This is a genomic window from Myroides pelagicus (assembly GCF_009711055.1).
GTDB classification, from domain to species: Bacteria; Bacteroidota; Bacteroidia; order Flavobacteriales; family Flavobacteriaceae; genus Flavobacterium; species Flavobacterium pelagicum.
The window spans coordinates 60,537-81,551 of record NZ_WMJY01000011.1; the positions used below are offsets into that span (position 1 = coordinate 60,537).

General features: G+C 33.9%; 18 protein-coding genes and 7 tRNA genes. 19 read left to right on the top strand and 6 right to left on the bottom strand.

Annotation, left to right across the window (positions count from 1 at the left end):
* Nucleotides 1–3 precede the first annotated feature (3 nt).
* The 4 genes from GJV77_RS06700 to GJV77_RS06715 form a co-directional block, all read right to left on the bottom strand.
* Entirely contained in the window at nt 4–792 is a 789-nt protein-coding gene (locus GJV77_RS06700; protein WP_155035610.1) for a polysaccharide biosynthesis/export family protein, read from the bottom strand.
* 218 nt (nt 793–1,010) lie between these two features.
* Complete coding sequence (gene lptB / locus GJV77_RS06705) at nt 1,011–1,751, bottom strand: LPS export ABC transporter ATP-binding protein (protein WP_155035611.1); 741 nt, start codon at nt 1,749–1,751, stop codon at nt 1,011–1,013.
* A 1-nt stretch (nt 1,752) separates the two neighbouring features.
* Nucleotides 1,753–2,571 carry a twin-arginine translocase subunit TatC gene (tatC, locus tag GJV77_RS06710; protein ID WP_155035637.1) on the bottom strand — a complete coding sequence of 273 codons (819 nt, stop codon included), beginning with the start codon at nt 2,569–2,571 and terminating at the stop codon, nt 1,753–1,755.
* Nucleotides 2,572–2,608: 37 nt separating this feature from the next.
* Nucleotides 2,609–3,574: a KpsF/GutQ family sugar-phosphate isomerase gene (locus GJV77_RS06715; protein WP_155035612.1), complete on the bottom strand. Its 966-nt coding sequence runs from the start codon at nt 3,572–3,574 to the stop codon at nt 2,609–2,611.
* A gap of 90 nt (nt 3,575–3,664) precedes the next feature.
* Between GJV77_RS06715 and GJV77_RS06720 the strand changes: the two genes are divergently transcribed.
* Nucleotides 3,665–5,860: a RecQ family ATP-dependent DNA helicase gene (locus GJV77_RS06720; RefSeq protein ID WP_155035613.1), complete on the top strand. Its 2,196-nt coding sequence runs from the start codon at nt 3,665–3,667 to the stop codon at nt 5,858–5,860.
* Between the two features lie 488 nt (nt 5,861–6,348).
* On the opposite strand, the gene GJV77_RS06725 is transcribed toward GJV77_RS06720, so the two are convergent.
* A complete protein-coding gene (locus GJV77_RS06725; protein ID WP_155035614.1) occupies nt 6,349–6,609 on the bottom strand; it encodes a hypothetical protein in 261 nt (86 codons plus the stop codon).
* Between the two features lie 1,136 nt (nt 6,610–7,745).
* Here GJV77_RS06725 and idi point away from each other — a divergent pair.
* The 13 genes from idi to GJV77_RS06790 all read left to right on the top strand — a co-directional run bounded on the left by idi (nt 7,746) and on the right by GJV77_RS06790 (nt 13,621).
* Nucleotides 7,746–8,273 carry an isopentenyl-diphosphate Delta-isomerase gene (idi, locus tag GJV77_RS06730; RefSeq protein ID WP_155035615.1) on the top strand — a complete coding sequence of 176 codons (528 nt, stop codon included), beginning with the start codon at nt 7,746–7,748 and terminating at the stop codon, nt 8,271–8,273.
* Nucleotides 8,274–8,276: 3 nt separating this feature from the next.
* On the top strand, nt 8,277–8,690 hold the full coding sequence (locus GJV77_RS06735) for a 6-pyruvoyl trahydropterin synthase family protein (RefSeq protein ID WP_155035616.1): 414 nt from the start codon (nt 8,277–8,279) through the stop codon (nt 8,688–8,690).
* 106 nt (nt 8,691–8,796) lie between these two features.
* Nucleotides 8,797–9,765 (top strand): type I phosphomannose isomerase catalytic subunit, encoded by a 969-nt coding sequence (locus tag GJV77_RS06740; protein WP_155035617.1) that lies wholly within the window; start codon nt 8,797–8,799, stop codon nt 9,763–9,765.
* Between the two features lie 70 nt (nt 9,766–9,835).
* On the top strand, nt 9,836–10,102 hold the full coding sequence (locus GJV77_RS06745) for a hypothetical protein (RefSeq protein WP_155035618.1): 267 nt from the start codon (nt 9,836–9,838) through the stop codon (nt 10,100–10,102).
* Between the two features lie 81 nt (nt 10,103–10,183).
* Nucleotides 10,184–10,257, top strand: a tRNA-Thr gene (locus GJV77_RS06750).
* 42 nt (nt 10,258–10,299) lie between these two features.
* Nucleotides 10,300–10,373 (top strand) — tRNA-Thr (locus GJV77_RS06755).
* A gap of 44 nt (nt 10,374–10,417) precedes the next feature.
* Nucleotides 10,418–10,491: transfer RNA gene (locus GJV77_RS06760), tRNA-Thr, on the top strand.
* Between the two features lie 42 nt (nt 10,492–10,533).
* A tRNA-Thr gene (locus GJV77_RS06765) sits at nt 10,534–10,607 on the top strand.
* 44 nt (nt 10,608–10,651) lie between these two features.
* A tRNA-Thr gene (locus GJV77_RS06770) sits at nt 10,652–10,725 on the top strand.
* A 44-nt stretch (nt 10,726–10,769) separates the two neighbouring features.
* Nucleotides 10,770–10,843 (top strand) — tRNA-Thr (locus GJV77_RS06775).
* Nucleotides 10,844–10,882: 39 nt separating this feature from the next.
* Nucleotides 10,883–10,956: transfer RNA gene (locus tag GJV77_RS06780), tRNA-Thr, on the top strand.
* Nucleotides 10,957–11,119: 163 nt separating this feature from the next.
* Nucleotides 11,120–12,598 carry a cardiolipin synthase gene (gene cls / locus GJV77_RS06785; protein WP_155035619.1) on the top strand — a complete coding sequence of 493 codons (1,479 nt, stop codon included), beginning with the start codon at nt 11,120–11,122 and terminating at the stop codon, nt 12,596–12,598.
* Between the two features lie 78 nt (nt 12,599–12,676).
* On the top strand, nt 12,677–13,621 hold the full coding sequence (locus GJV77_RS06790; protein WP_155035620.1) for an alpha/beta hydrolase: 945 nt from the start codon (nt 12,677–12,679) through the stop codon (nt 13,619–13,621).
* A 76-nt stretch (nt 13,622–13,697) separates the two neighbouring features.
* Here the strand turns inward: GJV77_RS06790 and GJV77_RS06795 are convergent, their stop codons facing one another.
* On the bottom strand, nt 13,698–16,091 hold the full coding sequence (locus GJV77_RS06795) for an outer membrane beta-barrel family protein (protein ID WP_155035621.1): 2,394 nt from the start codon (nt 16,089–16,091) through the stop codon (nt 13,698–13,700).
* Nucleotides 16,092–16,242: 151 nt separating this feature from the next.
* Here GJV77_RS06795 and GJV77_RS06800 point away from each other — a divergent pair, with 151 nt between their 5' ends.
* The 5 genes from GJV77_RS06800 (at nt 16,243) to GJV77_RS06820 (ending at nt 20,993) form a co-directional block, all read left to right on the top strand.
* Nucleotides 16,243–16,815 carry an LOG family protein gene (locus GJV77_RS06800; RefSeq protein ID WP_155035622.1) on the top strand — a complete coding sequence of 191 codons (573 nt, stop codon included), beginning with the start codon at nt 16,243–16,245 and terminating at the stop codon, nt 16,813–16,815.
* Nucleotides 16,775–17,398, top strand: coding sequence for a Crp/Fnr family transcriptional regulator (locus GJV77_RS06805; protein ID WP_240142830.1), 624 nt, complete (start codon nt 16,775–16,777; stop codon nt 17,396–17,398). Before GJV77_RS06800 ends, GJV77_RS06805 begins: the two co-directional genes overlap by 41 nt.
* Before the next feature lie 378 nt (nt 17,399–17,776).
* On the top strand, nt 17,777–18,523 hold the full coding sequence (locus GJV77_RS06810; RefSeq protein ID WP_155035623.1) for an NYN domain-containing protein: 747 nt from the start codon (nt 17,777–17,779) through the stop codon (nt 18,521–18,523).
* A gap of 206 nt (nt 18,524–18,729) precedes the next feature.
* A complete protein-coding gene (locus tag GJV77_RS06815) occupies nt 18,730–18,867 on the top strand; it encodes a hypothetical protein (protein WP_155035624.1) in 138 nt (45 codons plus the stop codon).
* Nucleotides 18,868–18,959: 92 nt separating this feature from the next.
* Nucleotides 18,960–20,993: a dipeptidyl-peptidase 3 family protein gene (locus tag GJV77_RS06820; RefSeq protein ID WP_155035625.1), complete on the top strand. Its 2,034-nt coding sequence runs from the start codon at nt 18,960–18,962 to the stop codon at nt 20,991–20,993.
* The last annotated feature ends 22 nt before the right edge of the window (nt 20,994–21,015 follow it).

Here is a 21,015-nt window from a genome sequence, read left to right on the forward strand (position 1 = left end):
TAATTATTTAGAGGCTAATGCTATGATTGTTACCAATAGTGAAAGTGCAGAAATACCAAGGCTTAAGTTAGGCCCTACTACAGAAGAGTTAACTTTTGTTTTGTTAGGCTCTACATATACTATGTCGTTTTGATTTAGGTAGTAGTATGATGAGTTCATGAAGTCTGCTTTGGTCATATCTACGCGAATAGGCACTCTGTGTCCATCTACCTCACGGATAATTAATACATTTTTTCTATTCCCGTATATTGTCATATCTCCTGATAAAGATATAGCTTCGGTTAATGTTAGACGTTCACTATTGATTGAGTGTACACCTGGACGATTCACTTCACCTTGTACCGTTACTTTGAAGTTCATGATACGAAGATTGATAATTGGGTTATTGATGTACTGTTCGATTTCTTTAGTTAGGTAATCTATCGCTTCTTTTTTGGTAAGACCTCCTAGTTTAACTGTTCCTAATACTGGAAATTGAACAAAACCATCATTGTCTATTAAGTATAATTGCTGTTGCATTTGTCCTGTACCTGCTGGGTTAAGCGGGTTTGTTGTCATACTATTAACTAAGTTGAACGGTGCTGCTGCTTCTATGTCTTCTGCTGATACAAGTATCATAAGTAAGTCATCTGGTCTTAGTCTAGTCTGAAACCTTGTATCTTGAATATTTTTAAGAAGTGTGGTTTCTGCATCTTGATAATATAATACTTTATCTTTTGAAGCACACGAAGTGAGTAGTAAAGTAAAAACTGTGAAAACAACAGTTATATAAAAGGGAACTTTGATTTTCATTTTCTTTTTTTGTGCAAATATAAAATTTATAGATAGTCTAAAAAATAAAAATGTAAAATAGACCTTATAAACGTTAACTATTTATGCAGGTTAGTATTGATTATATCCTAATGTTATTTTAACTTAGGTTGATTTTTGTAATCTAAAAATGATTAAACCGATTAGTTTTCATTCAAAGCAAATCAATTGTTGTTAAAAGCTTATTTAAGATTTTGTGCTTAAAAAGTTAATTTTTTCTTTCTAAGTTCAAAGTTTTGTCCTAAATATACTTTTCTTACCATTTCATCAGCAGCTAAATCCTCTGGTACCCCTGCTTTTAAAATTCCTCCTTCAAACATTAGATATGTTTTATCTGTAATAGCTAGTGTTTCTTGTACATTGTGGTCTGTAATTAAAATACCTATATTCTTGTTTTTTAATTTAGCTACAATGCGTTGAATATCTTCTACGGCTACAGGGTCAACTCCAGCAAATGGTTCATCGAGTAAGATAAACTTTGGATCTGTTGCTAAAGCTCTAGCAATCTCTGTACGACGTCTTTCTCCTCCTGATAATAAGTCACCGCGGTTTGTACGGATGTGTTCTAAGCTGAATTCCTCAATTAATGATTCCATCTTGGCAATTTGTTCTTGCTTGGAGAGTTTGGTTAATTGAAGTACGCTTAGTATATTGTCTTCGATGCTTAATTTTCTAAAAACTGAAGCTTCTTGTGCTAAGTAACCAATCCCATGTTGAGCTCTTTTATACATTGGGAAATCCGTGATGTCCGTGTTGTCTAGGTATATGTGACCAGCATTTGGTTTGACTAATCCTACAATCATATAAAAGGATGTAGTTTTACCTGCTCCATTTGGTCCTAGTAATCCTACTATTTCTCCTTGATTTACTTCAACAGAAACTCCTTTTACTACTTTTCGTTTTTTGTATATTTTGACTATATTATCTGCTCTTAATTTCATTTTACTCGGCTTTAGTGATATTAGTGTTTCCTAATTCCTTTCTTTTATTTGACTTTTGTACAAATCTAGAGATATGAATACTAACTTCATATAAAATTAGTAAAGGAATTGATACGATAATTTGACTCACTACATCTGGGGGGGTAATGATTGATGCTACAATTAAAATAAGTACAATTGCATATTTTCTATATTCTCGTAAAAATTCGGGTGTAACTAAATTCATTACGGATAGGAAGTAGATAATAATTGGAAGTTCAAATACTAATCCACATGCAACCGAAGTTGTTTTTACTAAGCTAATGTAAGAGTTAATATCAATTTGATTTTTTACGATATCGCTGACTTGGATATTTGATAGGAAATTAATTGATAATGGGGTAATTACGTAATATCCAAAAAGGACCCCAATAAAAAATAACAGAGAAGATACTACGATAAACAACTTAGCATATTTCTTTTCGTTTTTGTACAAGGCCGGACTAATGAATTTCCAAATCTCCCATAAGATGAAGGGGACAGCTATAATAAAACCTACAGTAATACAGGTCCATATGATAACTGAGAACTGTCCGTCCATTGTTCGGTTTTGTATTTCAAAGGGCAATTCTTGGCTGCAAAAACCATCTTCGATATTGAAATACTTCGATACTTTACAAAAGACTTGATAGGTAATGAAATTAGTGTCTTTTGGGGCAAATATTATTTTGTTGAATATAAAATCATTAAAGAAAAAAGCGACCACTCCTCCTCCTAAGATGAATATAGAGGATCTAACTAATAGCCAACGCAACTCTTCTAAATGGTCTAGAAAAGACATTTCTTTCTTGTCGTTCTTCACTTGCTGTGTCATATTTTTAAACTATTCCTTCTTTTAGAATATCGTGAAGGTGTATTACACCGGCGTATTCATTGTTGTTTGTTACTAAAAGTTGTGTGATAGAATTATCTTCTAAAATTGATAATGCTTTTGATACGTGTTGATTAGCATCAATAGTTTTCGGTGCTTTAGTCATAATATCTGAAGCAACGAAGTCAGTTAATGAGTCGTTTCTTTGTAGCATGCGACGTAAGTCCCCATCAGTAATTATACCAATTATTTTATTGCTCTCAACAACTGCAGTTACACCTAGTCTTTTCTCTGAAATTTCTACAATCACATCTTTGATAGGGGAGTTTGGTGCTACTGCTGGTTTGTTCTCGCTTTTAAGAATATTTTTGACCAGAAGCAAAAGTTTTTTACCTAAAGCCCCTCCTGGGTGATACAGAGCAAAATCACTAGGAGAAAAGGATCTTATTTGTATTAAACAAGCCGCTAGTGCATCTCCCAATACTAGTTGTGCTGTCGTACTATTCATTGGAGCTAAGTTATTTGGATCTGCTTCGCGTTCTACTTTTGAAAGTAGAACATAGTCTGCTCCTTTTGCCAAGAATGAATTCTCATTTGCAGTAATGGCTATTAGCTTATTCCCTCGACGTGTTAGTAGGGGAGTTAAGACTTTGATCTCTGGACTATTTCCACTATTTGATATACAGATTACACAATCTTCTGGTTGAACAATTCCTAGGTCTCCATGTACTGCTTCTGCAGCATGCATGTAAATTGCTGGGGTTCCAGTAGAATTAAAAGTTGCGACTATTTTTGCTCCAATTAGTGCACTTTTGCCTATTCCTGTCACTATAACTCGTCCTTTACATTGATTGATTGTCTTGACAGCTTCGGCAAAATCATCGCTTAAATAATTAACAAGATCTTTAATGCTTTCACTTTCAGATAATAAAGTGTCTTTAGCAGTTTTTAGTATATTTGCGGTCGTATTCAAAATTAGTGAATGTTAAATGATTAGGATTGCACTAAAGAAAATTTGTATCTTTAGGTACTGCAAATTTATGTAAAATACTATACAAAAATAATGAAATCAACTGAATTTGACTTACACAAGGAGTTAAAGAGATTTTTTGGCTTTTCACAGTTTAAAGGTCTTCAAGAGGATGTAGTTAAAAGTATTATTTCAGGGCATAATACTTTTGTTATCATGCCAACTGGAGGAGGGAAATCTCTATGCTATCAGCTACCCGCTTTGGTTTTAGAAGGGACTGCTATTGTTGTTTCACCACTGATTGCCTTGATGAAAAATCAAGTGGATGCTATCCGTAGTTTATCTACAGAGCATGGTATTGCACATGTTTTGAACTCGTCTTTGACAAAAACAGAGGTAAACCAAGTGAAAGAAGATATTCGCAACGGAGTGACCAAGTTGCTTTATGTAGCGCCTGAGTCTTTGACAAAAGAGGAATATGTTTCTTTTTTACAAGGAGAGAAGTTGTCGTTTGTAGCTATTGATGAGGCTCATTGTATCTCTGAATGGGGACACGATTTTAGACCTGAGTATAGAAATCTACGCAACATCATTAAGCAATTGGGAAATATTCCTATCATTGGTCTTACAGCTACAGCTACCCCTAAGGTTCAAGAGGATATTCTAAAAAACTTAGAGATGCCAAAGGCTAATGTGTTTAAAGCTTCTTTTAATAGACCTAATTTGTACTATGAGATTCGTCCTAAAACTAAAAATATTGAGTCTGATATTATTCGCTTTATTAAGCAAAGACAAGGTAAGTCTGGTGTGATTTATTGTTTGAGTAGAAAGAAAGTGGAGGAAATTGCTCATGTACTTCAAGTTAATGGTGTGAGTGCTGTTCCTTATCATGCAGGACTTGATGCAAAGACGCGTGCAAAACATCAAGATATGTTTCTGATGGAAGAAGTGGACGTGGTAGTTGCTACGATTGCATTTGGTATGGGAATTGACAAACCTGATGTTCGCTATGTGATTCACCACGATATTCCAAAGTCTTTAGAAAGTTATTATCAAGAAACTGGTAGGGCTGGTCGTGATGGTGGTGAAGGATATTGTTTGGCTTATTATTCATACAAGGATATTGAAAAACTTGAGAAGTTTATGGCAGGTAAGCCAATTGCTGAACAAGAAATTGGGTTTGCCTTACTTCAGGAAGTCGTAGGATATGCGGAGACTTCGATATCTAGACGTAAGTTTCTTCTGCATTACTTCGGTGAAGAATTTGATGAAGTAAATGGTGAGGGGGCTGATATGGATGATAATGTTCGCAATCCAAAGCACAAGGTTGAGGCTATGGACGATGTTGAGAAAGTTATCAAGCTTGTTCGCGATACAAAGCAGATTTATAAAACAAAAGAAATCGTTATTACTTTATTAGGGAAGCTCAATGCTTTGATTAAAGTGAATAAAACGGACAGTCAACCTTTCTTTGGTTGTGGAAAAGATAAAGAAGATAAGTATTGGATGGCTTTGATTCGCCAAATGTTGGTGGCAGGGTTACTTAAGAAGGATATTGAGACTTACGGAATTTTAAAATCTACTCCATTAGGTCTAGCGTATTTAGAGTCACCTTCGTCATTTATGATGACGGAAGATCATGTGTATTCGGATAGTGATAGTGATCAAGTCGCTACTGAAAATAAATCATCTGTTGTAGCTGATGAAGTTCTTGTAGGGGTTTTAAAAGACCTTAGAAGAAAGGTAGCGAAGAAAGCAGGCGTGCCTCCGTTTGTTGTGTTTCAAGATCCATCGTTAGAAGAAATGGGATTAAAGTATCCTATTACTTTAGATGAGATGGCTAATATTATTGGGGTTAGTGAAGGGAAAGCAAAAAAATATGGTAAGGATTTCGTTACTGTGATTAAGCAATATGTAGAGGAAAACGATATTATTCGTCCTGATGATTTAGTGGTTAAGTCTACAGGGGCTAATTCAGCATTGAAACTTTATATAATTCAAAGTATAGATAGAAAGTTATCTTTGGAGGATATTGCTAATGCAAAGGGGTTAGATATGGGGGGCTTGTTAAAGGAGATGGAGCAAATTGTTTATTCAGGTACAAAATTGAACATAGATTATTGGCTAGATGAAGTATTAGATGAGGATAATCAAGAGGAAATCTACGACTACTTCATGGATTCAGAAACTGATAATATTAAAGTAGCGATGGCAGAGTTTGATGGAGATTATGATACTGAAGAGCTTAGACTTATGCGTATTCAATTTATGAGTAAAGAGGCAAACTAGAGAAATTATACAAAATTTTATATTAGGAGGACGTTTTGAGTTAATTCAAAACGTCCTTTTTTATTGTGTGTAGAAGTATGTCGAATTTGTTTATAAAATGTGTTCCGCAAATGAATGGTTTATATCGTGAGTTGTTTTTGAGGTTTTGTTGATACAGTTCAAAAGCGAATAGTATATATCGAATTTACTATTGCGATGAAAATTAGTAATAATAAGTGTAAGGAAAGTTTAACATGGTTAAGTTGATGTAAGCTAATTGCAAAAAAAATGGTGTTTGGGTTACTAATGAAACCTAGAAACGATGAAGAGTATTGTATGGTTTAAGATATTAAAGGTTGATGTCTTTTGATAGTAATAATATGCAAATACTTCCTGTAATTTTTATTATTCAATAGATACAATACCTTGTTTGACTTTTCTTTCCAGTAAACTTGAAGAGATAGTAGTGAAGTATTTGAAACAAATATATAGGGTGCTCAGAAGTCTTTTTAAAGAGGATTTTGTAAGGTAGAGGGCTCGTAAAGTTCTCCGCGATGTGGTTTTAGTACATCTCTTAATTGGCGCATTTGTTCGTCATTAACTACAATATAAGCTAAACTATAGAATTCGTTGATATCTTCCATGTCAATGATAGTGATAGGGAGTTTTTCTATTGCCATATATTCTTTAAGGTGAATGATGTGATGTTCAGCTGTTTTTGATGCTCCAGGACCTCTAAAATCCCAAATAAGTTTGATAAGTCTTTCCATGATAGTATAAAGTTGTCTTCAAAATTAAGCAAAAAATGTTTAAACCAATTTGTTTGTGCTGAAGTCATAACTATAGGAGATTGAAATGTGCTTTATTATAGGTGGTAATATCAGTAAGTTATTGGGGTGGTTGGGGGAATGGCTGACTCTTGTTTGGTGAGATAATTCGATTTGCAAAAGTGAATATAAGTATTGACTTATTGTAATTGTGTGTTAATGGTTGTTGTATAGGGAGTAGTTTAATGGAGAAAATACAATAATAAGATAATGTGTAAATTTATTTTTTTTTCGTGGATAATTGTAAGTTTAAGTGACAATATTTAAATTGTAGAGCACAATGTAATGTAGAGAAAATAAGATAGTTTAGGTGTTGAAAAGGAAGTTAAAAAGGACTTAGAGAAACGCTGATTTTTTATAGAGAGGAGTAAATATATATTAGATTTGTTGAGCTCTAAATATAAGGTTCTGAATTAGATGGGAATTTTGTAAACGGTGTATAGGTAAAAGAAGATAAGCGTAGAGTTTTTAACTGTTTGTTTTTAATTTTTCTGAAGAAAATATACCTAAATTCAAGTTGTTTCCTCGCGAGGTTGAGCCATAGGTGCAGTATTAGTGCAGTTTGCTTGCCCACAGCTACCTTCTTGGCAACGAAGCTGCACGCATTCTGCACGTATAGGTCAAGAGAGGCAGGGTATGATGTGTCTAAATTTGAGTTGATGGTGTTTTCTGTTTTTTTAAAGGGTATAATAGTAATTGTTAAGTAATAAAACGGACTTATTTTGGTATTGAATGCAAGTTTTCGCTTACTCGTTTCGTTGCTAAATGTGTTTTTTAGCTATTGATGTTGTATGAGTTAAGTGAAGTGATCTATTTAGAAAATAGATTGTAATGTTGATAAGGTTTGTTTTTGTGTTTTCAACCCTAGAGTTTCGTGTTTTTTTGTTAAGTTGAATATTGTGTTTTACTTATTAGTATAGAGTCTTTTTTTTTGATGATGTTTGGTACTGAGTGAGATAGTTCACATTTATTTGTAAGGGATAAAATAGGATACCAATAAACAAGTTGTAATATATGAAGTAATTAGATTAAGCGCTTCTTTTTTTGTATTTTTGGATTTGATATAATTAAAAGTAGGCATGGCAAAAGAATTTGTGATATTAGTAAACGAAAAGGACGAAGAGGTTGGAGTAATGGAAAAGATTGAAGCGCATGAAAAAGCTTTGTTACATAGAGCATTTTCTGTGTTTGTTTTGAATGATAAAAATGAAGTAATGCTTCAACAACGAGCAGCAGGTAAATATCATTCGCCTTTGTTGTGGACAAATACATGTTGTAGTCACCAACGTAGTGGAGAGACAAATGTAAAAGCAGGTAGGAGAAGATTGATGGAAGAAATGGGGTTTGAAGTACCCCTAAAGGATGTTTTTAGTTTTATATATAAAGCGCCTTTCGACAATGGTTTAACGGAACATGAATACGATCATGTAATGATTGGTTATTTCAATGGTGAACCAGAGGTGAATCCTGAGGAAGTAGGAGGGTGGAAGTGGATGTCTATTGAAGCTATTAAGGAAGACATGGAGGTAAATCCTGCAATATATACAGCATGGTTTAAAATTATATTCTCAAAATTTTATCACTTTATAGAAGCTCAAAAAAAATAAAGTATGCGTTTAACAGTCAGTAGAAAATCTCATTTTAATGCAGCACATCGTCTATTCAATAAGAATTGGGACGATGAAAAGAATCAGATGGTTTTTGGAAAGTGTAATAACCCTAATTATCATGGGCATAACTATGAGCTGATTGTTCATGTGACTGGAGAATTAGACCCCGATACGGGGTTTGTTATGGATTTAAAGGAATTATCTGATTTGATTAAAGCTGAAATTGAAGAGCCTTTTGATCATAAGAATTTGAATTTAGATGTACCTGAATTTGAAAATTTGAATCCAACAGCAGAAAATATAGCTGTAGTTATTTGGGAAAAGTTAAGACCATTTATATCAGAATCAAAAGAATTAGAGGTAGTTTTATATGAAACTGCCCGTAATTTTGTTTCTTTTAAAGGAGAATTTTAAAATGGTATAATGTATGATGTAAAATTTGTAAATTTGCAGCTTGAATTTTTTTAAAAAGGGAAAAGGTAGGGAAGCCTACAAAAATTTTATATAGGAGAGATATCGTATGAGTTTTAATCAATATCCTATTGTGTTTGAGCCCATTTTCAAAGAACGTATTTGGGGAGGGGTTAAATTAAATACTGTATTAGGTAAAGAAATACATTCTGATAAAGTAGGTGAAAGTTGGGAAGCTTCAGGAGTGACTGATAATGTAAGTATCGTCGCAAATGGGGTGTATAAGGGGGTGAACTTAGAAGAACTCATAGACCAATATCCTAATGAGATATTAGGAGCATATATATTTAATCGATTTGGGAAGCAATTTCCTTTATTATTTAAGTTTTTAGATGCTAAGGAAGATTTATCTATTCAATTGCATCCCGATGATGCTTTAGCGAAGAGGAGACACAACTCATTAGGAAAAACAGAGATGTGGTATGTCATGCAAGCAGATCCAGGAGCTCGTGTAGTTGTAGACTTTAAAAAAGGGGTACAACAAGAAGACTATATGAAGCATCTGGAAGAAAAGACTTTGCCATCTATACTAAATGAAATACCAGTTAAAAAAGGCGACGTTTTTTTTATTGAGACTGGGACTATTCATGCAATTGGAGGAGGGATATTACTAGTGGAAATACAACAGACTTCTGATATAACGTATCGCGTATATGACTGGGATCGGTTAGACGATCAAGGTAATTCGCGTGAGTTACACGTGGATTTGGCGAAAGATGCGATCAATTACGGGCCAAAACAGGTAGAACTGACTTATGAACAATCTTTAAATAAGGCAAATGCAATCGTAGATTGTCCATTCTTCTCAGTGAATTATGTTCCATTGGAAAGTGAATATCACAAGCAAAAGGTAACAGATAGATTCTTCTTTTACGTTTGTACAGAAGGCAGTTGTGTGTTTGAAATAGCCGATAAGCAGTATTCTTTTGCTCAAGGAGATAGTATATTAATACCCGCTGCAATAAGCGATTTTGTTATAACAGGAAAAGCTACTTTACTTGAAATTTTTGTTTCCTAAAAAACAATAGAATTTATAGTATTAATGTTGTAGCTTTGCTTAAATTTTTAACCCATAAAATTAGATTAATATGGCAAGTGTAAAAAACTTAAAAAAGGATATTCATTACGTATTAGGAGATATCATACAAGCGATTTATATTCATGAAATGGCAACTGTTGGTGGGCCAACAGCTGAGACAGAAGCTTTGTTAGAAGAGACATTAACTTCTTTTGATGAATTAATCGAAGCAGTAAACGCTAAAAACGTAGAGAATAAAAAAGCACATTTTAAAGGTGTTTATAAAAAATTAGAAGATGTTGCAGGTCAGTTAGTTGAAAAAATTAACGCACTGTAGTCTGAAAAAAGAACAGAAAAACAAGCCGAAAGGCTTGTAAGATTCAAAAAGCGTGTTATCTTTGCACTCGCAAAATGAGTCGCCGGTGTAGCTCAGCTGGCTAGAGCAGCTGATTTGTAATCAGCAGGTCGTGGGTTCGAGTCCCTCCATCGGCTCAAATTTTTGAAAATAACATATTGCAATAAAAGTATTGAGTCGCCGGTGTAGCTCAGCTGGCTAGAGCAGCTGATTTGTAATCAGCAGGTCGTGGGTTCGAGTCCCTCCATCGGCTCAAATATTTTTGAAAAGTACATATTGCAATAAAGGCATTGAGTCGCCGGTGTAGCTCAGCTGGCTAGAGCAGCTGATTTGTAATCAGCAGGTCGTGGGTTCGAGTCCCTCCATCGGCTCAAATTTTTTAAAATAACATATTGCAATAAAAGTATTGAGTCGCCGGTGTAGCTCAGCTGGCTAGAGCAGCTGATTTGTAATCAGCAGGTCGTGGGTTCGAGTCCCTCCATCGGCTCAAATATTTTTGAAAAGTACATATTGCAATAAAGGCATTGAGTCGCCGGTGTAGCTCAGCTGGCTAGAGCAGCTGATTTGTAATCAGCAGGTCGTGGGTTCGAGTCCCTCCATCGGCTCAAATATTTTTGAAAAGTACATATTGCAATAAAGGCATTGAGTCGCCGGTGTAGCTCAGCTGGCTAGAGCAGCTGATTTGTAATCAGCAGGTCGTGGGTTCGAGTCCCTCCATCGGCTCAAATTTTTTAAAATAATATATTGCATGGCAATTAGTTTGCCGGTGTAGCTCAGCTGGCTAGAGCAGCTGATTTGTAATCAGCAGGTCGTGGGTTCGAGTCCCTCCATCGGCTCAAAAGGCTTCCTAACTAGGAAGCCTTTTTTTATTAAAATAAATTGAAAGTTATTATAACTAGTTTACTTTTTATAATTTTAATACTTTCTTACAAAGAGTGGTTCATTCTTTGTGGTTAAACTACTTATCATTATTTGTTTAATTGGAAAAAGTTTGTTGTTATGCAGATTGTTACAGAATCAGGGTGGTTTGTTTACCTTGAAGTGTTATACTTCTTGTTGACTATTTTTGTAGCTATTCGCATCGTATATGATACTGATTCAATTTCAAAGACTTTAGCTTATTTGCTATTAGTGGTGTTTGTCCCTATTTTAGGTGTGTTTTTTTATTTCTCATTTGGGATTAATTACCGAAAGCGTAAGATGTATTCAAAAAAATTAGAAAATAATGATGACTATAGTGACCGTTTAAATAAACGATTGAAAGAAATACGCATTGATTTTAAGCAAAAGGGGAATCGCATTGTTCAAGAGAATAGATCATTTATTAATTTGCTTTCTAGTTCGGCGATGGGAGAAGGGCCTCTATTAGTAGATAATCAAGTAGATATACTTGAAAATGGCGAGAGTTTTTTCCCACGATTATTGGAAGATTTAAAAAACGCAAAGCACCATATTCATATTGAGTATTATATTTATGAGGATAGTGAGATTGGTCGTGAGATAGAAGCTGTTTTACTTCAAAAAATAGCAGAAGGTATTGAAGTTCGTTTTATATATGACGATTATGGTTCGCGATCAATACGTAAAAATATTGCTAGGAATATTTGTAAGCATGGAGGAGAAGCTTTTGCGTTTAATGAAATTATTTGGATAGCATTGGCTAATCGTTTGAATTATAGAAATCACCGTAAAATAGTTGTGATTGATGGTATTATTGGTTACACTGGAGGGATAAATATTTCTGACAAGTATGATAATCGGAAGAATGATAAAAACGATTATTTCTGGAGAGATACCCATATGCGCATGGAAGGCACAGGAGCTTATGGACTACAGTATATTTTTTTAGCAGATTGGAATTTTTGTAGTAAACAATCTATTTCCTTTTCAAAAGATTACTTTCCAAAAGTTGCTTCTAATGAAGAACGTAAGGTTCCTGTACAGATTATATCTTCTGGACCAGATTCAGATGTGCCTAGTATATTATATAGTGTTTTAAAAGCGATACAAACAGCTAAAGAAGAGATATTGATTACTACGCCTTATTACATACCTGATGAATCATTGCAGTTGGCTATTAAAATGGCAGTTTTAAGTGGTAAGAAGGTGAAAATGTTACTGCCAGGAATAACTGATTCTATGATTGTAAAGTGGGCTTCAGAATCTTATTTTCAAGAATTGTTGGAGTCAGGAGTAGAAATATTTCTATACAAGAAAGGTTTTATACATGCGAAGACCTTTGTTACAGATACAGGAATTTGTTCTATCGGTACTTGTAATTTAGATCATCGTAGTTTTGATTTGAATTTTGAGGTAAATGCCGTAGTCTATGATGAAGTTCTCGCCATACAAATGCGAGAGATGTTTGTAAGAGATTGTCAAGAAGCTATTCCGTTGGATTTGAAAATTTGGAATAAGCGCTCGAAATGGCAGCGTATGAAAAATAGCCTTGTACGTCTATTGGCTCCCTTGCTTTAGTAAGGAGGAATGTATAAATTGATTATCTTTTTCTAGATAAAAAAAACTGTATTAAAGAATTGAACATAATATTTGTTTATGGATTTACATTTGACTTATAAGAAGTATGTCACTCATCAGCACCCTTTTCCTAATGATTATGATGGTCGTGTAGTTACTACATTGATTGAGTCGCGTGGAAATAAGCCTGAATTTAGTAAAACTGTATTGTATATTCACGGTTTTAATGATTACTTTTTTCAGACTCACATGATGGAGTATATTAATGCAAACTCGATTAATTTCTTTGCTATTGATTTGCGTAAATATGGACGTTCATTGTTAGAGGGCCAACATCCTAATTACTGCGAGTCAATGCGTGAGTATTTTCCAGATATAGACTATGCAGTTAATTTCATATTTGGCCAAAATAAAGATGTGCAGTTTTATTTAATGGGACATAGTACGGGCGGTTTATTAGCGACCTACTATGCGAAGTATGGTTTGCTTCGCAACCGATTGCAGGGGTTGTTACTGAATTCTCCGTTTTTAGATTTCAATGTACCGTTTTATGTGAAGCCATTTATTGAAACTGTTGCAAAATATAAAACGAGTAGTAATGTATTTGCGTCTATAGATAGCTTACCGTCATTATATGGTGAGTCTTTACACAAAGGCTGTTTAGGGGAATGGGATTTTGACCTTCGCTATAAACCTATTACCCCCTTTCCTGCCTTTTTTTCTTGGATATTAGCAGTTAGGCAAGCGCAAACGTTAATTAAGGAAGCACCAAATTTGGGTAGTTTACCCATTTTATTAATGAGAAGTAGTCTAACAGGTGATTCTTTTAAAAAGACCGCCGTAACGTTTGAATCGGATATAGTATTAAATGTACAGGATATGAATCGAATTGGTTCGAAATTAAGTGATCGTGTGGAAGAGGCTATATTTGAAGGAGGAGTACATGATTTAGTATTGTCGAAAAAGAGTATTAGGACTAAGGTATTGGAAACGATTGTTCACTTTATGCAAAAGGAGCTATAATTAAAAAGCTGTTAACTTTATTGGTTAACAGCTTTTTGAAAAGTAATAATTGAAAATATAAAGTAGAAAAGGTTAATTAGAATAATCCACCTCCACCACTGTTTTGTTGGTTGTTTCCTTCTCTGTGTTTGCGTTGCATTGCTCGGTTTTTACCACCACCAAAGGTATAGTTAAAGCCGATATACACTGTTCTAGAAGTCCATGTAAACTCTCCACTTTGAGGGTAAGGATATTCTCCGTCGAAACTAGCCTTCATCGTATTAAAAATATCATTGACACGTAAACTAGCAGTTAACTTATTATTTAACAACGAATATCTAGCTCCAGCATCTATTTTATACATGTCTTTAGAGTTGAAAGTTAATCCATCAACGGGTCCTCTATAGAATCCAAATAGGTTAAATCTAAGTTTTTGAGTTGCCTTGAAGTTACTGCTTAATCTTGCGTTGAAAGCACTAGCCGTGATTTCTCTTGGTACTAAATCAAAAACATTAGTTGTTTCATTTAGTTTCGATACAATTCCTTTTTGTTGAATACTTGAAAAGTCAATAGCCGGCTGCATATCCCACCATGGCGTTATTTTAAGATTAGCTGACAGTTCGAATCCGTAAGCATTGTTTGAGTCAAAGTTGTCAAATGTCATGATCATCGCATTCGGATTATCATTGTTTGGATCGTCAATAATAACTCGGTTTATTTCATCATTAATTCTTCTGTAATATACGCCTCCAGTGATTGAAGAACCTTTAGCAAATATTTTAGTATAGTTTAATTCTACTGAATTTGTAAACTGTGGTTTTAAATTCGGGTTACCAATCGATGTAATTGTTGGTGTAGAGAACTCGCGTATAGGTCTTGTTTGCCATATTCCTGGACGATCTACTCTGCGGCTATAACTCAACTGAACCATATCACTTTCCGATATATCATAACCTAAGTAGACAGAAGGGTATAAAGTCAAGTAATCATCAGTAAAATCTTTTTTACCATTAAGTTTTGATTCAACTTTATAACTTTCTAATCGAGTACCAACTTGATAACTAAATTTGCTGAACTTTTGTCCAAAAGTTACATAAGCAGAAAAGATGTTTGTGTCATAATCATAATTAATATCTCTTTGAGCTATCGGAATTGATGGGTTAGCTGTGTTTGCTATATTGTTTGTTCTTGAGATGCGAGCTTCGGCTCCAGCTTCAAGCTTAGACTTTTCATTAATAGGATTGACATAGTCAATGTTTACAGTCGTCAAAGTGCTTTTGTCTTCTGTATAGTCTTCAAATAAGTCTTTTTTATTACCTATTGTTGTGTCATAATTACCTGCATTCGTTGATTTCGAATCATTCAAATTAACTTCCACGTCTAGATTATGACCAGCGTCATTGAATAAATGTTTGTATGCTAAGTTGTAAGAGCTATTTCTGTTTTTATTATCGTAGAATGTACTTTGGTAAATGTTGTCAAAAGTATTTTCTGGATATAAGTTACTTGTAGCTACATTACTATCAAATAAGCTCGTATTTTGATTAGTATAAGCAGATAAAGTATTCTTATCATTGATATAATAGTCTAATCCAATTTTGTATAAATAAGAATTTGTTTTATATCCTCCATCAATTAATTGTTTAGAGTTTTGATCAAATCGATACATATCACCTCTATTAGCCGCATTTTTATAGTTTGTATTTCCATTTCCAAAGAAATTAACTTTGCCTTTGCGGTAGTTAAGATTTACCGAGTTATTGTTGTCTATCTTGTCGTGAATAGTAAATCCAGTGTTTATAGAACCGTTGAATCCATCCATTGAATTTTTGTGTAACACAATGTTGATAATACCGGACATTCCTTCTGGATTATATTTAGCGCTAGGATTTGTGATTAATTCAATTTTCTTAATTGAGGTAGCAGGAATTTGTTTTAGCAATTGATCAGATGAGATATTAGTAGGTCTTCCATCAACTAAAATTCTTACGTTGTCGTTTCCTCTCAATGATATTTTACCGTCTTGATCAACATTAACAGAAGGAACGTTATTCATGATTTCCCCAGCAGTAGCACCAATCGTTGTCAGGTCTTTTCCTACATTAATGACTTTGCGGTCAATTTTTTGTTCTATTGTTGAGCGTTCAGCTACGATATTTACACCTTCTAGTGTTGTCGCTTCTGGTTGAAGGTATAGTTTGCCAAGAGCAAGAGGAGATTCTTTTAGTTCAATATTTTTTTGTAGCGTTTGATATCCTATAAATTGGACTTCTAGAACATATTTATTATTTTTAACAGTGACTTCAAAGTTACCTGACTCGTCAGACATTGCACCAGTAACGATTTGGTCACCGTCTTTTATAGCTATTGTCGCGTAAGCTACTGCGGTTTGTAGGTCTTTATCTATGACTGTACCAGTTATTTTTCCTTTTTGGGCAAAACTTGTACAGATAAAAACAATAAAGAATATTGCCGTTAGTTTAGATTTCATATTAATAGTTTATTTGAGTTATGTTTATTTTTTAATTTAGGCCTTTAACTAATAGACTCGGGAATATATATTTTGTTACAAAAAAATTAAATATTTTTTTTGAAGTCTTTACAAGCCTTGATATTTAGGCATTTTTAAAAAGAAATTATTTATGAGATATACTGTATTTTGTGGTTCAAGTTCTGGGATAGATAAAGAATTTAGTGATCAAGCGTATGCATTAGGAAAAGAGTTAGCTAGTCAACAGATAGGTGTTGTATATGGAGGAGCTAAGGTAGGGTTAATGGGGGCAGTTGCAGACGGGTGTCTTCATCATGGGGGAGATGTAATTGGTGTTTTGCCTCGTTTCTTGCAAGATGTAGAATTAGGGCATACAGGACTTACAGCACTAATTTTAGTTGATACAATGCATGAGCGAAAAGCGAAGATGGATGAGTTGTCAGAAGGAATCATTGCACTACCTGGAGGATACGGTACTTTAGAAGAATTTTTCGAAATGTTGACTTGGGCTCAGCTAGGAATACATAAAAAACCTGTGGCTTTATTAAATATAGATGGTTTCTATGAGCCTTTGTTGCAGATGATAGAGAATATGATAACCAAAGGTTTTTTAAAACAAGTAAATCGTGATATGATTGTGGTTGCTGATACTGTTGGTGAACTTCTTTCTTTAATGAGTAGTTATGAGGCACCAAAAGAAGGTAAGTGGATTAAGAAAGAATAAAATGGTTAGAGCTTCATTAATAGCGAATTTAGAGAAAAAAGGAGTTGTTTTATCAGAAGATGAAAAGGCTCTTGTATTGACTTCTTTTGAGACTGTTTATCTCAAAAAAAGGGAGTATTTATTGGAAGAAGGAGAGGTATGTGATTTTGAAGTATTCGTTGTTAGTGGCTGCTGCAAGGCTTATTTTATTGATGACCGAGGTCAGGATCATATTATTTATTTTGCGGTTGAAGATTGGTGGTTAGCTGATTTAGAGAGTTATCATTTGGGTACTCCTACTAGATATTATATTCAAGCATTAGAGGATAGTGAAATATTGCGTATACCAAAGATTGTTAAGGAGCCTTTGTATGAAAAAATACCTGCTCTAGAGCGTATTTATCGCTTGACATTGCAGCAAGAGTGTGTTGCTCTTCAGCGAAGAATTAATAATAAACTATCTATGGATGCTGCGATGGAGTACGATGATTTTTGTAATCGATATCCTTCACTAGTTCAACGATTGACAAATATTCAGATTGCCTCTTATTTAGGAATTTCACAAGAGTTTTTGAGTAAGATACGTCGAAGAAATAAGGATTGAAATATTGAACTAATTCAATGTTTTTAGTTTTTAATAATAGTACATTTGTTGTATAGTACTATAGCTAACTTAAGACGATATACTTTTTTAGCCATCGCCTAGCTTATAACTGTATAATGTCTGAAGCTATAAAAGCTATTGCATCATAAACAATATAGGTACTGATCATTTTGGTCAGTACTTTTTTTATGCCGTAAATTGTGCTAAATCGAAGTATGAATACAGTATAAATAACTCTCTTAAATAATCAAAAGTAGAATAAGTTACTATTCAGTTATTTATTTTGTATTGCTATTTATTAACAGATGTTTTACGATATGCATTCTGTATCTAGTCCTATTTTTCGTATTTTAGAGCTTTCGAAAAATGAAAAGTACAATGGAAAAACAAAATAACAATATAGCAATATTAGTAGACGGTGATAATGCACAAGCAAAGTTGCTAGACAAGATATTAGAGGAAGTTTCTAAATACGGTAAGGTAACTATTCGCCGTATTTATGGAGACTGGACTACTCCTCAAATGAATAGCTGGAAAGATCTATTAAATGATCTGTCTTTCTCACCAATGCAAAAGTTTAATTATACTTCTGGTAAGAATTCTACAGATAGTTCTCTGATTATTGATGCAATGGATATTTTACATAACAAGTCAGTTGATGGGTTTTGTATTGTATCTAGTGATAGTGATTATACTGGATTAGCAAAGAGAATACGAGAAGAAGGAATATTTGTTATGGGAGTAGGAGAGAAGAAGACGCCTAATGCTTTTGTTCAGTCATGTGAAATCTTTACTTATTGTGAGACCTTGATGCCGAAAGTAGTGACTACAAAAGGTGAAAGTGCAAATAGTAAAAAGAATGCTCAATCAGAAGATGATGATAATAAGGCACTTACTAAAAGAGAGTATAAGTTAATCGATAGAGCATTTGATATGTCTGTTAATGAGGAAGTAGAGTCTTATATTGCTACGGTTGGTCAAAATTTAAGAAAGCTAGACCCTAGTTTTGATGCCCGTGATTATGGGTTTAGAAATTTGACAGAGATGTTTAAATACCTAAAGACTTATGAGGTTATCAATAATAATGTCAAAGGACTTAATCACCCATTAGTTAAAAAGAAATAAAAATAGACGCTTATTAAAAGCAGATAGTGATGCCCCAAAAGTGAGATACTTATTTGGGGCTTTTTTTGTGTAAGAACTAGCACATAATTAGGTGTTAAAACTATTTAATATTTTGATTAGTAATGAATTAATTAGTCTGTGTAATACGGTTTGTTTACTATAAAGAACTGACAGATCAAGTTATCAAAATACTTAACACAGAAGAGTTGAATAAAAAGTTGGATGTAGAGAGTAGATCACTGAGTATTTCTAAAAATAGCTCTAAAGAATATAATCAAAACAAGATTAGTAATCCTAATCCAGAAGTATATTTTACTGATGATTATTTAAATAAACTGGTTTAAAATTTCAGAGTTCATAATTTTGAAGAGGTGTTTGTATCGTTGTTCCACTTATAATTTTATATATTTGTTGTTCGACGAATAAATAAAATATTATGAAATTAAACACAGTAGCTTGTATGGTACTAGCTTCGGCAATGTTGCTTTCTTGTGGGGAGTCTAAAGAAAAAAAGGACACTAAAGACACAACTGAAGTAACAGAATTTAAATACAGTGTTGACAAATTTGCTGACATTGAGGTATTGAGATATCAAATCCCTGGTTGGGACGACCTTACTTTGAAAGAGAAAGAACTTGTTTATTACTTAAGTCAAGCAGGTTATGTAGGTAGAGATATCATGTGGGATCAAAACTATAAACACAATTTAAAAATACGCAAAGCTTTAGAGAGTATTTATACAAACTATAAAGGGGATAAGTCAACTGAGGATTGGAGTAGTTTTGTGACGTATCTTAAACGTGTTTGGTTTTCTAATGGTATTCATCACCACTATTCAAATGATAAAATAAAACCTGCTTTTGGTCAAGCTTATTTCGAAACATTATTAAAAGAAACGAATACTACATTAGATGGTGAAGTAGTGGCTATTTTATTTAATGATGTGGATAATAAGAAAGTGAATTTAGATGCTTCAAAAGGATTAGTTACAGGTTCTGCTATTAACTTTTATGGTGAGGGAATAACAGATAAAGAAGCTGAAGAGTTCTATGCAAACAAGCAAAGTACAGACCTTAAACGCCCATTATCTCATGGTTTAAATACTAAGTTGGTAAAGGAGAATGGTGTGTTGGTTGAGAAAGTATGGAAGAGTGGAGGAATGTACGGTGCTGCCATTGATCAGATTATCTTTTGGTTAGAGAAGGCGAAGACAGTTGCTGAGAACCAAAAACAAGCGGATGCCATTGCTTTATTGATTAAGTATTACCAAACAGGTGATTTAAAGGCATGGGATGATTACAATGTTGCTTGGGTAAAAGCGACAGAGGGGAATATTGATTATAATAATGGATTTATTGAAGTATATAATGATCCATTAGGACACAAAGGATCTTATGAAAGCGTTGTACAAATTAAGGACTTTGATATGTCTAAAAAAATGGAAGTATTATCACATGAAGCGCAGTGGTTTGAAGATAATTCTCCCTTAATCGATGCACATAAAAAGAAAAACGTTACTGGAGTTACTTATAAAACTGTGATTGTTGCTTCGGAGGCTGGTGATGCTTCTCCTAGTACGCCTATTGGTGTTAATCTTCCAAATGCGGATTGGATTAGAGCTGAACATGGTTCTAAGTCAATTTCATTAGGAAATATCATTGATTCATACAATCATGCTGGTGGTTCCGATCGTCTAAAAGAGTTTGTTCACGATGAGGAAGAGTTCGAATTAGAAACAAAATATGGCGAATTAGCTGATAAATTACATACTGCTCTTCACGAGGTGATTGGGCATGCTTCTGGTCAAATTAATGAGGGAATTGGACAACCACAAGTAACGTTGAAAAGCTATGCTTCTACATTAGAAGAAGGTCGTGCTGATTTAGTTGGATTGTTCTATTTGTACAATCCTAAATTACAAGAGTTAGGATTAGTTGAAGACTGGAAGTTAGTGGGAAAAGCTGCTTACGATGGCTATATTCGCAATGGTTTGATGTTACAATTAGTTCGTTTAGAACCAGGTGCTGATATTGAAGAGGCACACATGCGTAATCGTCAATGGGTGAGTGCATGGGTATTTGAGAAAGGACAAAAAGAAAACATAATAGAGAAAGTAACACGTGATGGTAAGACCTATTTCAACATCACTGACTATGAAAAGTTACATGACTTATTTGGACAATTATTACGAGAGACTCAGCGTATCAAATCCGAAGGTGATTATGAAGCGGCTAAGGCTTTAGTAGAAAACTACGGTGTGAAAGTTGATCAAGCTATCCATAAAGAAGTGTTAGAACGCAATGCTAAGTTCGATTCAGCTCCTTATAGAGGGTTTGTTAATCCATATATTGTTCCTGTTAAAAATGATAAAGGGGAAGTGACTGATTATAAGATCGAACAACCTGAATCATTTGAAGCACAAATGCTTTATTATGCTAAAGAGTATAGCTTCTTACCAGAAGTAAATTAGTTTTATATAGAGAGCTTAAAAG